Here is a 12,579-nt window from a genome sequence, read left to right as displayed (position 1 = left end):
ATTAGGGTGACCGCGTGGCGAGAGTGCGGTTGAGCGTGGCCGAGCGGCGGGAGGAACTGCTGCGGGCGGCCATCGGGCAGATCGAGGCGCGGGGCGTGGCGGCGGTGCGGATCGCCGATGTGGCCTCGGCCCTCGGGGTGAGCAACGCGCTGGTGCTGTACCACTTCTCGACGAAGGAGAAGCTGGTCGCCGCCGCCTTCACCTATGCCGCCGAGGACGACCTGGCGCATCTGCGCAAGCTGCTGGGGCGCCGCACGTCGGCGCTGCGCCGGCTGCGGGCCGCGGTGCGCTGGTACGCGCCGACCGGCCAGGCCAAGGGCTGGCGGCTGTGGATCGAGGGCTGGGCGGTGGCGTTGCGGGAGCCCGCGCTGCGGGACGTCACCAAGGGGCTGGACCAGCAGTGGAAGGCGGCCATAGCCGAGGTCATCGCCGAGGGGGTGGCGGCCGGCGAGTTCCGGTGCCCGGACCCCACGGCGGCGGCGCTGCGGCTGACCGCGCTGCTCGACGGGCTCGCCGTCCAGCTGACCTCGTACCCGGGCGCCGTACCCCGGGCCAGGGCCCAGGCCTGGGCCGACGAGGCGCTGGCGCGCGAACTGGGGCTGCCCGAGCAGCAGTAAGGGGCGGCCCGCAGTGCGGCCACCCCTTACCCGCCGGCTCCGCCTCAGGCCACGGAAGCGATCCGCATCTTGATGTCGTCCGGGGAGAGCGCGCCCTTGGCCGTCACGTGGTCGCCGGAGGACTCGCCGCGCAGCCGGCGCCCGATCCAGGGGACCAGGTACTCGCGGGCCCAGTGCACGTCGTCGCGGCGGACCTCCAGGGTGCCGCGGGGCGGCAGCGGGGGCCATGCCTGGTCGGGGTCGGCCGGCACCTCGATGCCGAGCACCTGACCGGCGCGCAGCGCCACGCGCGTGTGCCCCTCGGGAGACAGGTGCAGGCGGTCGCCGTCCCAGGCCCGCCGGTCCTGCACGGTCTTGAGGGACCACAGGTCGAGGACCGGGCAGCCGTACCGGTCGGCGATGGCCCGGACATGTCCGTTGTATGTGGCGATCTTGCCGCGCAGGTGCTTGAGGACGGGCACGCCGCGGGTGTCGAAGCCGGTGGTCACGAGCACCGTGCCGACGGCCTCGGTCAGCCGGGCCACGGCCCGCTCGAACCGTTCGGCCACTTCGTCGGGGTCGGTGCCGGGGCGGATGATGTCGTTGCCGCCCGCACAGAAGGAGACCAGGTCCGGGGCGAGTTCCAGGGCCTGCGGCACCTGGTCCGCCACGATCTGGTCGAGCAGTTTCCCGCGTACGGCGAGGTTGGTGTAGCTGAAGTCGCCCTCGGGCCGCCGGTCGGACAGCAGTACCGCGAACCGGTCGGCCCAGCCGACGAACGCCCCGTCGGGGCCGGGGTCTCCCACGCCCTCGGTGAAGCTGTCCCCCACCGCTGCGTACGACCCGATCACTGATGCATTGTCACTCTTCGAATCGTCTCCCACGTCGGGCCATGATTCACCTTCGGCTGTGACCTACGCGACCGTAATAAGGGGTTGACGCTCGGTGAGATAAGACACTGCTAAATACTTTGCCAATCTTGGAATAAGTCCCTGACCAGCGGCGTTGACGTGTCGATCCTGATTCCGGGGCCGCGTGTGGAGCGGCCCCGGAATGCCGGAGGTCGGGGCCTGCCGGGTCAGCCGACGGTGACGCCCTTGGAGCGGAGGTAGGCGACCGGGTCCACGTCCGAGCCGTAGTCGGGGGTGGTGCGGATCTCGAAGTGGACGTGCGGGCCGGTCACGTTGCCGGTCGCGCCGGAGAGGCCGATCTGCTGGCCCGCGGTCACGGTCTGACCGACCGAGACGGACAGGGCGGAGAGGTGGCCGAACTGCGCGTAGTAGCCGTCGGCGAGCCGGATGACGACCTGGTTGCCGTAGGCGCCGCCCCAGCCGGCCGTGACGACGGTGCCGGCGCCGACGGCCTTGACCGGGGTGCCGGTCGGGACGACGAAGTCGACGCCCGTGTGGTAGCCGCTGGACCACATGCTGCCGGCCACGTGGTAGCCCGTGCCGATGGCGCCACCGGCGACCGGGAGGGTGAAGCCGGCGGCGGTCGTGGCCGAATCACCCGAGACGTCCGAGGTGTCCGAGGAGGTGACCGAGGACGAGGTGGACGACTGCGGGCTCCACTGCGCCTCGGGACGAGAGCCGGAGTCGGTCGGCGCGGCGTGCCGGCCGCCGAGGGTGAGCTTGAGGCCGGGGTGGATCAACGAGGGATTGCCGCCGACCGCCTGCCGGTTGTCGGCGTAGAGCCGGTGCCAGCCACCGCGGACGTTCTGGTCGCGGGCGATCTTCGAGAGGTAGTCGCCGGGCACCACCGTGTAGATCCGATGCGCGGAATGCGCGGCGCCGGAATGCCCTGCGGGCGCCTCCTTCACCGCGGCCTTCTCGGCCACGGGAAGCGACTGGGTGGTCTTTTCGGAAAGGGACTGCGTGGTGGCCGCGTGGGCGCCGGTGGCTCCCATGAGCGGCAGAGCCAGCGCGGCGCCACCGGTTCCGGCGACGGCCATCGAACGGGTGAGGCGCTGGGACTTGGGACGGCGGTGCTTACCCTTCGCGGGCATGGCGCATTCCTCTCCTGCGCCTGCGAGGTGAGCTGTCGGGTTCGGGCTGGAGCTGCCCGGCCACAAGGAAGTGGCTGCACCCCGAGCCGTCCCGGGAACCGGAACAGGCGGTCATACCTGGTGGGTCCCCCGCTCCTGCCGGGCACGGGTGAGTGTGTGTGGGGACTCCGGGCGGCGGCAGGATTCGGCGTTCCGACCGGATGTGCGGCGAACGTAAGCGAGTAAGACGGACGTGGACAAGCACCCGGTTCCGGCCGTCCGGTTCCGACGTGATCCATAAAGGGAAGTTCCGGTCACCCTCCGTGAATTCCGGCCCCAGTCGCATTTCCAATTCGCTTGCGGAACATCAGGATTACGTGAGCATGACGCGCGACGGACGGTCACGAATATGACGCTCCTCACGCACGTCACACCACGTCCGCTTATTCCAGAGCAAGTTATGACGAAGGTTCCAATTCGGGCGTATGCGTCAGACCCGGCGGAGCCGGAAGACCGCCGCGTCCAGGTCACCCTTCAGCCCGGTGCGCAGCCCGTGGTGCGACAGCACGGCACCCCGATGCACTTCGCCCGTTTCGCGGCATTCGTACGACGCGGTCGGGTCGAGCCCCTGCAGCCGCAGCGCCGGCGCCGGCTCGCCGTAGCTCTGCGCCTGCAGCCAGGCCAGGACGACGGTCTCGTCGCCGAGCGTGTACTGCACCGCGCTGAGCCCGCCGGCCGGCGGCCGCAGCCGGAACTGCTCGCCGCGCTGCACCTGGGGCCGGATCTCCTTGTAGAGCTCCACCCAGCGCCCGGCCTCGGCCAGCTCCTCCTCGGTCCACTGCGAGAGGTCGCCGCCGACCCCGAGCGCCCCGGCCATGGAGCTGACGAACCGGAAACGCAGGCTGCTGATCCGGCCGTTGAGCTGGTGGTTCGGGCTGTCGGTGACCCAGGCCGACATGACCCGGGCGGGGTGGATCTGGCTGAAGCCGTGCTGGATGGCGAGCCGGTCCAGCGGGTCGGTGTTGTCGGAGGTCCACACCTCGTCGGTACGGCTCATGATCCCGAGGTCGATCCGCCCGCCACCGCCCGAGCAGGACTCGATGGCGACGTTCGGGTGGGCCGCGCGGATCCGGTCGAGCAGGGCGTACAGGCCGCGCACGTGGTCGACCCACAGGCGCTGCGGGTAGGGCTCGCCGGGCCAGCCCGCGTCCGTGAAGCAGCGGTTGAAGTCCCACTTGACGTAGTCGATCGGGGCGCTGGACAGCAGGGCGTCGAGCTGCCCCCAGAGGTACTCCTGGACGTCCTCGCGGGCCAGGTTGAGGACGAGCTGGTTGCGGAGTTCCGTGCGCTTTCGTCCCTGCTGGTACTGCACCCAGTCGGGGTGGGCGCGGTACAGGTCGCTGTCCGGGTTGACCATCTCGGGCTCGACCCAGATGCCGAACTGCATGCCGAGGGCGTGCACGTACTCGGCGAGGGGCTTGAGGCCCTTGGGGAAGCGGTCGGGGTTGGGCGTCCAGTCGCCGAGGCCGGCGCGGTCGCTGGTGCGGGCGCCGAACCAGCCGTCGTCGACCACGAACAGCTCGACGCCGATCGCGGCGGCTCGGCGGGCGAGGGTGGCCTGCTGCTCCTCGGAGATGTCGAAGGTGGTGGCCTCCCAGGAGTTGAACAGCACCGGCCGGTCCTGGTCGGCGTCCGGGATGACGTACGCCCGCTGGTAGGCGTGCCAGGCGCGGCTCGCCCCACCGAAGCCGCCGTCGGTCCACAGGCCCGCGAAGACCGGGCTGGTGTACGACTCGCCCTCGGCCAGCATCAGCAGGCCCGAGTCGTCGTAGCCGGCGCCACCGGTGATCTGCACGCGCGCGTCGGGAAGTTGGGCGACCGCGATCCGCCAGGAGCCGGACCAGCCGAGGGCGCAGCCCCAGACCTCGCCGCGCTCCTCGGTGGCGTCGGTGTCGAGGGCGACCCAGGGCAGGTGCTGGTGGCCGGTGTGGCCGCGGCGGCTGCCGATGACCTTCTCGCCGTAGGTGAGCGGGGCCCTGGTGAGGCGGGACTCGGCGGCCCAGCGTCCGTGCAGCTGGGAGAGCCGCCAGCCCTCGCGGTCGGGGAGCGTCCAGGTGGCGGGGTCGGCGCGCAGCAGCTCCACGCGCGTGCGTGCCTCGTTGGCTACGCTCACCCAGCGCTCGACGACGTCGCCGCGCATCCGGTAGTGCAGGGTGATGACGATGCCGTCGTCCGTGAAGCGCAGCCGGAGCTCGTCGTCCTCGACCTCGTACGTGTCGAAGGTCCACTCGGTGCCCCGGCGCTCCTCGGTCCGCACGGACAGCGCGGGGCGCACGAAGCGGGGGCCGCCCTCGACGGGGTACTCCTCGCGGCCGTCCAGCGGGGACTCGAAGGGCCAGTAGCCGGGCAGGACCCGGGTGGTGAGCTCTTCGGCGTCGGCGAGCCGGATCCTCGGCCCCCAGTGCAGGTGGAGCAGTTCGTCGGTCTCCGTCAGATGCAGCGCGTAGCTGCTGCCGGGGCCTGACAGCAGCCAGGTACGACCGTTTTCGGCGATGTCCACCATCGAGAAACCTCACACAGGGGCCAACAGATCCGCTCAAGCCCCAACATCATCAACGGCTACGGGCCCCGGAAGCAAGGGGCACGGGCCGCGGAGGCGATGCCTGTGGACAACTCATTGCCCGTGGAAACCGATGTCGTATGGTCGGTCCAGTGCCCGTCGACGAGCAGCGCCGACGGGGCCGACCGGGAGGAGCCCCCCGTGACGCAGCAGGTCCCGTCGACCGAGCCCGAGCTGGCCGGTGTGCGCAACTTCCGTGACGTGGGCGGCCTGCCGACCGTGGACGGGCGACGGGTGCGACCGGGCGTGCTGTTCCGCAGTGGCCATCTGGCGCACGCGACCGAGGAGGACACGGAGTTCCTCGCCTCGCTCGGCCTGCACACGGTCTTCGACTTCCGCAACGCGGCCGACCAGAAGCTGGAGGGCCCGGACGTCGAGCTGCCCGGCACGCGGAACGTGAACCTGCCGCTGACCGACCCGGCGCACGGCGCCGAGTTCTGGACGATGGTCCGCGAGGGTGACATCGAGCAGCTGCGCGGGCTCCTGGGCGACGGCAAGGCCGCGGCCCGGATGGTCGCCTCGTACCGCACGATCGTCAAGGACCGCACCGACGAGCACTCGCGCGTGCTGCACGCGCTCGCCGAGGACAGCGTCCCGGCGCTGATGCACTGCGCGGCCGGCAAGGACCGGGCGGGCATCTCCATAGCGGTGACGCTGCTCGCGGTGGGTGTGGAGCGGGACGCGATCCTCGCCGACTACCTGGAGTCCAACGCCAAGCACCGCCGCTACAAGGTGAAGCGCAGCGGCAGCGGGGAGAGCGTGTACAGCCCCGAGGTGATGGAGCTGCTCAGCCCGCTCTTCGACGCCCGTGCGGAGTACCTCGCGGCGGCCTTCGAGAGCATCGACGAGACGTGGGGCGACGTCGACGCCTACCTCGAGCAGGGCCTGAAGCTGACCCCGGAGACCAGGGAGCGGCTGCGCGGGCGCCTGCTCGACTGAGGCCTGGCGGCGGGCGGCGGGTCAGCTGTTGCCGCCCAGCGCGAACAGCAGGTAGAGGAAGCCGGCCAGGACGTGCCCGACGGCGAGGTAGATGACCAGCCGGATCCACAGGGACCGGGGGAACTTCTCCTCGATATTGCTCATGGCAGCTCTCCAGGGATGCCGGTGCCGGGTCCCAGGCACAGCATGGCCGTGGGACTCTGCAGCAGGGTGTGGACGAACAGGAGCTCGACCCCGTCCCCGTCCTCGGCGGCGAGCCGGTGCGGGGTCAGCGAGTCGAAGTGCGCGCTGTCGCCGGGCGCGAGCACATGGGTCGTGTCACCGAGGCGCAGCCGGAGCCGGCCGCGCAGGACGTACAGCCATTCCTCGCCGGGATGCACCCGCACGATGTCGCCCTGGGTGCCGTACGGCACCCGGACGCGCAGCGCCTGCATCCCCCGGCCGGACGCCCCGGCCTGCCAGTACGTCCAGCCGCCGGCGCGGGTCGGTTCCATGTCGCCGGCGCGCACGATCGCGTCCCGGTCGGCGACGGTCTCCCCCAGCAGATCCGATACCGTCGTACCGTAGACACGTGCGAGCGCGAGCAGCATCGGCAGCGAGGGCTGCCGCTGCCCGGTCTCCAGCCGGGACAGGTGCGCGGGCGACAGACCGGCGTCGCGGGCGGCGGCCTCCAGGGTGAGGCCGGCGCGGCGGCGCAGGGAGCGCAGCTGCGGGGCGACGGCGGGCAGGTCGTCGACCGGCCCGCCCGCCCGCTCGTTCTCGGAGGAGCTCATGCCTCCATTCAGCCGCAGCTTTGCCTGCGAGGCAATTTTTTTGCCTCGCAGGCAAAAGGCTAGCGGTTGGCCACCGCCTGCTTGATCAGCGTCCTGCCGAAGTCCCACATCAGGCCGCCGCCGCTGTGGGCGTCGTCCATGACGTCCGTGAAGGCGTCCACGAAGCGGTCCACGTCGGACTCGTCGACGACCAGCGGCGGGATGAGTTTGATCACCTCCAGGTGGTCGCCGGAGACCTGGGTGAGGATCCGGTGCCGTTGCAGCAGCGGTACGACGACCATCTGGGCGAACAGGCCCTTGCGGGCGGCCTGCAGCATGGTCCAGCGGCTGCGCAGCTTCAGCGAGCTGGGCCGGCCGAACTCGATGCCGATCATCAGGCCCCGGCCGCGTACCTCGGCGAGCAGCTCGTACTTGTCGGTCAGGGCGGCGAGCCGGGACCTGAGCTGCTCCCCCACGGCCCGGGAATTGGCGACGATCTGCTCGTTCTCCATGACGGAGAGGACGGCGAGACCGGCGGCCATGGCCTGGGCGTTGGCGCCGAAGCTGGCCGAGTGGACCAGGACGCGGTCCATGGAGGAGTAGACCTTCTTGAAGATCCAGTCCTTGCCGAGGGTGGCGCCGACCGGGACGTACCCGCCGGACAGCGCCTTGGCCACGCACACCAGGTCCGGCTCGACGCCCTCCTCGTGCTGGTAGGCGTAGAAGTCGCCGGTGCGGCCGAGGCCGGTCTGCACCTCGTCGGCGATGAGCAGGGCCTTGTGCTTGTGCAGCAGCTCCTGTGCGGCCCGCAGGTAGCCGGGCGGCGCCTCGTGCACGCCCTTGCCCTGGATCGGCTCGACGATCAGGGCGGCCACGTCGCCCCTCTTCAGCTCCCGGGCGAGCGCGTCCAGGTCACCGAGGGGTACGGCGGTGTCGGGCAGCAGCGGGGCGAAGCCGTCCCGGAAGCCGTCCTCGCCGTTGACCGAAAGCGAGCCGGTGGTCAGGCCGTGGAAGGCGTGGTCGCAGTAGAGGACGCGGGGTCTGCCGGTGGCGAAACGGGCGAACTTCAGGGCCGTCTCCACCGACTCGGTGCCGCTGTTGCCGAAGAACACCCGGTCCAGGTGCGGGCTGTGCGCGAGGAGCCGCTCGGCGAGCAGCCCGGGCAGCGGCTGGCAGTCGAAGCGGGTGAGGTCGGCCAGCTGGGCGTCCAGGACGTCGTGCAGGGCCTTGCGGACGACAGGGTGGTGGCGGCCCAGCCCCATCACCCCGAACCCGGCGAGCATGTCCAGGTAGTCGTTGCCGTCCGCGTCCCAGAAGTGCGCGCCCTCGGCCCGCTCGTAGACCTTGTCGAAGCCGATGGTGTGCAGCATGCGCGGGAGCTGGTGGTTCAGGTACTTGCTGTGCAACTCGTAGCGCTCGGCGCCGCGCGCGGCGAGCAGCGCCCCGAGGTCGAACTCCTTGCTCATTCTTTCTCCTCGTAAGCGCCATCCATGACAGCGCCCTCGACTGAGGCGCCCCTCAGGGGCGCGGGGAACTGCGCGACCAGTCCGGACGAGCCCGCACCCGCCACACGACCCCCCGCCGCACCCCCTTCGGCGCCCTGAACCCCCCGCCTCTCGAAACCCGCCCCGATGGCACCGGCGATCTCCACCGGCGTCAGCCCGATGTCGGCCAGCACCTCTCCCCGCTTGGCGTGCGCCAGGAACTGCTCGGGAATCCCGAACCTCCGCACCGGCACGTCCACTTCGGCGTCGCCCAGCGCCAGCGCCACCGCCGCGCCCACCCCGGCCGCCCTGCTGTTGTCCTCGACGACGGCGACCAGCTCGTGCTCGGCCGCCAGACCCGGCAGCGCGGGATCCACCGGCTTGACCCAGCGAGGGTCGACGACCGTGCAGGCGATCCCCCGCGCGGCCAGCAGCTCCGCGGCCTGCAGGCAGACGGGTGCCATCACGCCGACCGCCACCAGCAGCACCCGCGGATCCTCCCCGCGGTGCAGGACGTCGATCCCGCCGACCCGGTCGACCGCCGGGATCTCCGGGCCCGCCGACTCCTTCGGGAACCGCACCAGGGTCGGCGCGTCGTCCACGGCGACCGCCTCGCGCAGCTGGAGCCGCAGCTGTTCGGCATCGCGCGGGGCGGCGATCCTGAGGCCGGGGACGACCTGGAGGATCGACATGTCCCACATGCCGTTGTGCGACGCGCCGTCCACTCCCGTCACGCCCGCCCGGTCCAGGACGAACGTCACCCCGCAGCGGTGCAGCGCCACGTCCATCAGCAACTGGTCGAAGGCACGGTTCAGGAACGTGGCGTAGACGGCGACGACCGGGTGCAGGCCGCCGGTCGCGAGGCCGGCCGCCGAGACTGCCGCGTGCTGCTCGGCGATGCCGACGTCCCAGACCCGGCCGGGGAAGCGCTCGGCGAACTTGCCGAGGCCGACCGGGTGCAGCATGGCCGCGGTGATGGCCACGACGTCGTCCCGTTCCTCGCCGATGCGGACGATCTCGTCGCCGAACACCGAGGTCCAGGAGGGGCCGTTGGACGGCGCGAGCGGCTCGCAGGTGAGCGGGTCCATCACGCCGACGGTGTGGAAGTGGTCCTCCTCGTGGGCGAGGGCGGGCTCGTAGCCGCGCCCCTTCTCCGTGAGGCAGTGCACGAGCACCGGCCCGTGGAAACGTTTCGCGCGCCGCAGCGCCGACTCGACGGCTCTGATGTCATGGCCGTCGATCGGGCCGACGTACTTGAGGCCCAGGTCCTCGAACATGCCCTGCGGGGCGAAGGCGTCCTTGAAGCCCTTCTTGGCGCCGTGCAGGGACTCGTAGATGGTGTTGCCCACGACGGGGGTGCGCAGGAGCACGTCCTTGCCCCAGGCCAGCACCCTCTCGTAGCTGTCCGTCGTGCGCAGCGTGGCGAGGTGGTTGGCGAGGCCGCCGATGGTGGGCGCGTACGACCGCTCGTTGTCGTTGACGACGATGATCAGCGGCCGGTCCTTGGCGGCCGCGATGTTGTTGAGCGCCTCCCAGGCCATCCCCCCGGTCAGCGCGCCGTCGCCGATGACCGCGACGACGTGGCCCTTCTCCCCCTGCACCTGGCGGGCCTTGGCGAGGCCGTCGGCCCAGCCGAGCGCGGTGGAGGCGTGGCTGTTCTCGATGACGTCGTGCTCGGACTCCTCGCGCGAGGGGTATCCGGACAGGCCGCCCTTGCCGCGCAGCTTGGAGAAGTCCTGACGGCCGGTCAGCAGCTTGTGGACGTAGCTCTGGTGGCCGGTGTCCCACAGGATGCGGTCGGCCGGGGACTCGAAGACCCGGTGCAGTGCGACGGTCAGCTCCACGACGCCCAGGTTGGGCCCGAGGTGGCCGCCGGTCCTGGCGACCGCGTGCACCAGGAACTCGCGTATTTCTTCGGACAGTTCGCCGAGTTCCGCCTCGGACAGCGCCTTCAGGTCGCGTGGTCCCCGGATGGTCTCCAGAATCGTCACGCTCGGCCCCCTCTCGGTCCGTGCTGTTCAGCTCACCGTGACGGCGGGTGCTCCGGACCCGGCGCCGTCCTGCTCCATCTGCTCGGCGATCTTCATCGCTTCCTCGATGAGGGTCTCCACGATCTTCGACTCGGGCACGGTCTTGACGACCTCGCCCTTGACGAAGATCTGCCCCTTGCCGTTGCCGGAGGCGACCCCCAGGTCGGCCTCCCGTGCCTCGCCGGGGCCGTTGACCACGCAGCCCATGACGGCGACGCGCAGCGGCACCTCCATGCCCTCCAGGCCCGCCGTCACCTCGTCCGCCAGCTTGTAGACGTCGACCTGGGCGCGCCCGCAGGACGGGCAGGAGACGATCTCCAGGCGCCGTTGCCTGAGGTTCAGCGACTCCAGGATCTGGATGCCGACCTTGACCTCCTCGGCGGGCGGGGCGGACAGCGAGACGCGGATCGTGTCACCGATGCCCTGCGAGAGCAACGCCCCGAAGGCGACGGCCGACTTGATCGTGCCCTGGAAGGCCGGGCCGGCCTCCGTGACCCCGAGGTGCAGCGGGTAGTCGCACTGGGCGGCGAGCTGCCGGTACGCCTCGATCATGACGACCGGGTCGTTGTGCTTGACCGAGATCTTGATGTCCCGGAAGTCGTGCTCCTCGAAGAGCGAGGCTTCCCACAGAGCGCTCTCGACCAGCGCCTCGGGGGTGGCCTTGCCGTGCTTCTCCAGCAGTCGCCGGTCGAGCGAGCCCGCGTTGACCCCGATGCGGATCGGGGTGCCGTGGTCCTTGGCGGCCCGCGCGATCTCCCGCACCTGGTCGTCGAACTTCTTGATGTTGCCGGGGTTCACGCGGACCGCCGCGCAGCCGGCCTCGATGGCCGCGAAGACGTACTTCGGCTGGAAGTGGATGTCCGCGATCACCGGGATCTGGGACTTCCGCGCGATGGTCGCCAGGGCGTCCGCGTCGTCCTGCGTGGGGCAGGCGACGCGGACGATCTGGCAGCCGGACGCGGTGAGTTCGGCGATCTGCTGGAGGGTGGCGCCGATGTCGGAGGTGCGGGTGGTGGTCATCGACTGCACCGACACCGGGGCGCCGCCCCCGACCGGCACCGGGCCGACGTGGATCTGCCGCGACCGGCGCCGCTCGGCGACCGGCCGGGCCGGGACCTCCGGGAGGCCCAGGGACACCGCGGTCATGCCGTTACTCCCGGTTCCCGGAGACCGTCTCGCGCATCGCGCGCAGCGACTCCTTGAGCGACCCCATGGTGGCGAGGACGGCGGTGGGCTCGTAGCCGCAGTGCGCCATGCAGTTGGCGCAGCGCGGGTCCTTGCCGCGGCCGTACTTGTCCCAGTCGGTCTCCTCGATGAGTTCGCGGTACGTCGGCACGTACCCGTCGCTCATCAGGTAGCAGGGGCGCTGCCAGCCGAAGAGCGAGTAGTTCGGGATCGCCCAGGCCGTGCACGGGAAGTCGACCTTGCCCTCCAGGAAGTCCAGGAAGAGCGGGGAGTGGTTGAGCCGCCACTTCTTGCGGTTGCCGCCCGCGAAGGCCTTCTTGAACAGCTCGCGGGTCTGCTCGACGCCGAGGAAGTGCTCCTGGTCGGGGGCCTTCTCGTAGGCGTAGGCGGGCGAGATCATCATCTCGTCGACCTTGAGGTCGTCGTTGAGGAAGTTGAGCACCTCGATGATGGTCTGCGGGGTGTCCGTGTTGAAGAAGGTCGAGTTGGTGGTCACCCGGAAGCCGCGCCGCTTGGCCTCCTTGATGGCCTCCACCGCCTCGTCGAACACGCCCTCCTTCGCAACGGACTCGTCGTGCCGCTCGCGCAGCCCGTCGATGTGCACCGCGAAGGCGAAGTACGGCGAGGGCGTGAACTTGTCCATCTTCTTGCGCAGCAGCATCGCGTTGGTGCACAGGAAGACGTACTTCCGCTTCGCCACCAACTGCCGCACGATCTCGTCGATCTGAGGATGCATCAGGGGCTCGCCGCCCGCGATGGACACCATCGGAGCGCCGGACTCCAGCACCGCACCGACCGCCTGCGCGACCGGCATGCGCTGCTTCAGCACCCCTGCCGGGTGCTGGATCTTGCCGCAGCCCTCACATTTCAGGTTGCACGCGAAGAGGGGTTCCAGCTCCACGATCAACGGGAACTTGTCCCGCTTGCGGAGCTTCTGTTCGGCCAAGTAAGTAGCGACCTTGATCGACTGACGCAGCGGCATGGCCATC

At 70.7% G+C, this 12,579-nt stretch carries 11 protein-coding genes and 1 riboswitch; of the genes, 2 read left to right on the top strand and 9 right to left on the bottom strand.

Features of this window, described 5'->3' with window-relative positions; all coding sequences use genetic code 11:
- The first annotated feature begins 14 nt into the window (after nt 1–14).
- Nucleotides 15–617: a TetR/AcrR family transcriptional regulator gene (locus ACFY0K_RS24410; protein WP_390641641.1), complete on the top strand. Its 603-nt coding sequence runs from the start codon at nt 15–17 to the stop codon at nt 615–617.
- Nucleotides 618–661: 44 nt separating this feature from the next.
- On the opposite strand, the gene ACFY0K_RS24405 is transcribed toward ACFY0K_RS24410, so the two are convergent.
- The 3 genes from ACFY0K_RS24405 to ACFY0K_RS24395 form a co-directional block, all read right to left on the bottom strand.
- Nucleotides 662–1,447: an SGNH/GDSL hydrolase family protein gene (locus tag ACFY0K_RS24405; RefSeq protein WP_351955949.1), complete on the bottom strand. Its 786-nt coding sequence runs from the start codon at nt 1,445–1,447 to the stop codon at nt 662–664.
- Nucleotides 1,448–1,674: 227 nt separating this feature from the next.
- The gene (locus tag ACFY0K_RS24400) at nt 1,675–2,601 is read right to left on the bottom strand and encodes a peptidoglycan DD-metalloendopeptidase family protein (protein WP_390641640.1); all 927 of its coding nucleotides are present in this window, start codon (nt 2,599–2,601) and stop codon (nt 1,675–1,677) included.
- Between the two features lie 4 nt (nt 2,602–2,605).
- Nucleotides 2,606–2,762: riboswitch (cyclic di-AMP (ydaO/yuaA leader) on the bottom strand.
- 308 nt (nt 2,763–3,070) lie between these two features.
- Nucleotides 3,071–5,143, bottom strand: coding sequence for an alpha-galactosidase (locus ACFY0K_RS24395; RefSeq protein WP_390641639.1), 2,073 nt, complete (start codon nt 5,141–5,143; stop codon nt 3,071–3,073).
- A gap of 198 nt (nt 5,144–5,341) precedes the next feature.
- Here ACFY0K_RS24395 and ACFY0K_RS24390 point away from each other — a divergent pair, with 198 nt between their 5' ends.
- Nucleotides 5,342–6,139 carry a tyrosine-protein phosphatase gene (locus ACFY0K_RS24390; RefSeq protein ID WP_390641638.1) on the top strand — a complete coding sequence of 266 codons (798 nt, stop codon included), beginning with the start codon at nt 5,342–5,344 and terminating at the stop codon, nt 6,137–6,139.
- Between the two features lie 21 nt (nt 6,140–6,160).
- Here the strand turns inward: ACFY0K_RS24390 and ACFY0K_RS24385 are convergent, their stop codons facing one another.
- Genes ACFY0K_RS24385 through hpnH form a run of 6 tightly spaced genes read right to left on the bottom strand, consistent with a single transcriptional unit; the run spans nt 6,161 to nt 12,578 of the window.
- The gene (locus ACFY0K_RS24385; RefSeq protein WP_351955945.1) at nt 6,161–6,283 is read right to left on the bottom strand and encodes a DUF6126 family protein; all 123 of its coding nucleotides are present in this window, start codon (nt 6,281–6,283) and stop codon (nt 6,161–6,163) included.
- Nucleotides 6,280–6,912 (bottom strand): helix-turn-helix domain-containing protein, encoded by a 633-nt coding sequence (locus ACFY0K_RS24380; protein ID WP_390641637.1) that lies wholly within the window; start codon nt 6,910–6,912, stop codon nt 6,280–6,282. The genes ACFY0K_RS24385 and ACFY0K_RS24380 overlap by 4 nt, the downstream gene beginning before the upstream one ends.
- Before the next feature lie 59 nt (nt 6,913–6,971).
- Nucleotides 6,972–8,357 carry an aspartate aminotransferase family protein gene (locus ACFY0K_RS24375; protein ID WP_390641636.1) on the bottom strand — a complete coding sequence of 462 codons (1,386 nt, stop codon included), beginning with the start codon at nt 8,355–8,357 and terminating at the stop codon, nt 6,972–6,974.
- Complete coding sequence (gene dxs, locus ACFY0K_RS24370) at nt 8,354–10,366, bottom strand: 1-deoxy-D-xylulose-5-phosphate synthase (protein ID WP_390641635.1); 2,013 nt, start codon at nt 10,364–10,366, stop codon at nt 8,354–8,356. The genes ACFY0K_RS24375 and dxs overlap by 4 nt, the downstream gene beginning before the upstream one ends.
- A gap of 27 nt (nt 10,367–10,393) precedes the next feature.
- Entirely contained in the window at nt 10,394–11,551 is a 1,158-nt protein-coding gene (gene ispG / locus ACFY0K_RS24365; protein WP_390641634.1) for a flavodoxin-dependent (E)-4-hydroxy-3-methylbut-2-enyl-diphosphate synthase, read from the bottom strand.
- Between the two features lie 4 nt (nt 11,552–11,555).
- The gene (gene hpnH, locus ACFY0K_RS24360) at nt 11,556–12,578 is read right to left on the bottom strand and encodes an adenosyl-hopene transferase HpnH (protein WP_089107242.1); all 1,023 of its coding nucleotides are present in this window, start codon (nt 12,576–12,578) and stop codon (nt 11,556–11,558) included.
- Nucleotide 12,579: the final 1 nt, after the last annotated feature.

Origin of the sequence: Streptomyces sp. NPDC001507, from assembly GCF_042894765.1 — a bacterium.
Lineage (GTDB): Bacteria > Actinomycetota > Actinomycetes > Streptomycetales > Streptomycetaceae > Streptomyces.
This window is presented reverse-complemented; position numbering and strand designations above follow the sequence as displayed.

Coding starts and splice junctions, on each gene's coding strand:
- ACFY0K_RS24400 (WP_390641640.1), bottom strand. CDS start 2,601: ATGCCCGCGAAGGGTAAGCACCGCCGTCCCAAGTCCCAGCGCCTCACC.
- ACFY0K_RS24395 (WP_390641639.1), bottom strand. CDS start 5,143: ATGGTGGACATCGCCGAAAACGGTCGTACCTGGCTGCTGTCAGGCCCC.
- ACFY0K_RS24385 (WP_351955945.1), bottom strand. CDS start 6,283: ATGAGCAATATCGAGGAGAAGTTCCCCCGGTCCCTGTGGATCCGGCTG.
- ACFY0K_RS24380 (WP_390641637.1), bottom strand. CDS start 6,912: ATGAGCTCCTCCGAGAACGAGCGGGCGGGCGGGCCGGTCGACGACCTG.
- ACFY0K_RS24375 (WP_390641636.1), bottom strand. CDS start 8,357: ATGAGCAAGGAGTTCGACCTCGGGGCGCTGCTCGCCGCGCGCGGCGCC.
- ispG (WP_390641634.1), bottom strand. CDS start 11,551: ATGACCGCGGTGTCCCTGGGCCTCCCGGAGGTCCCGGCCCGGCCGGTC.
- hpnH (WP_089107242.1), bottom strand. CDS start 12,578: ATGGCCATGCCGCTGCGTCAGTCGATCAAGGTCGCTACTTACTTGGCC.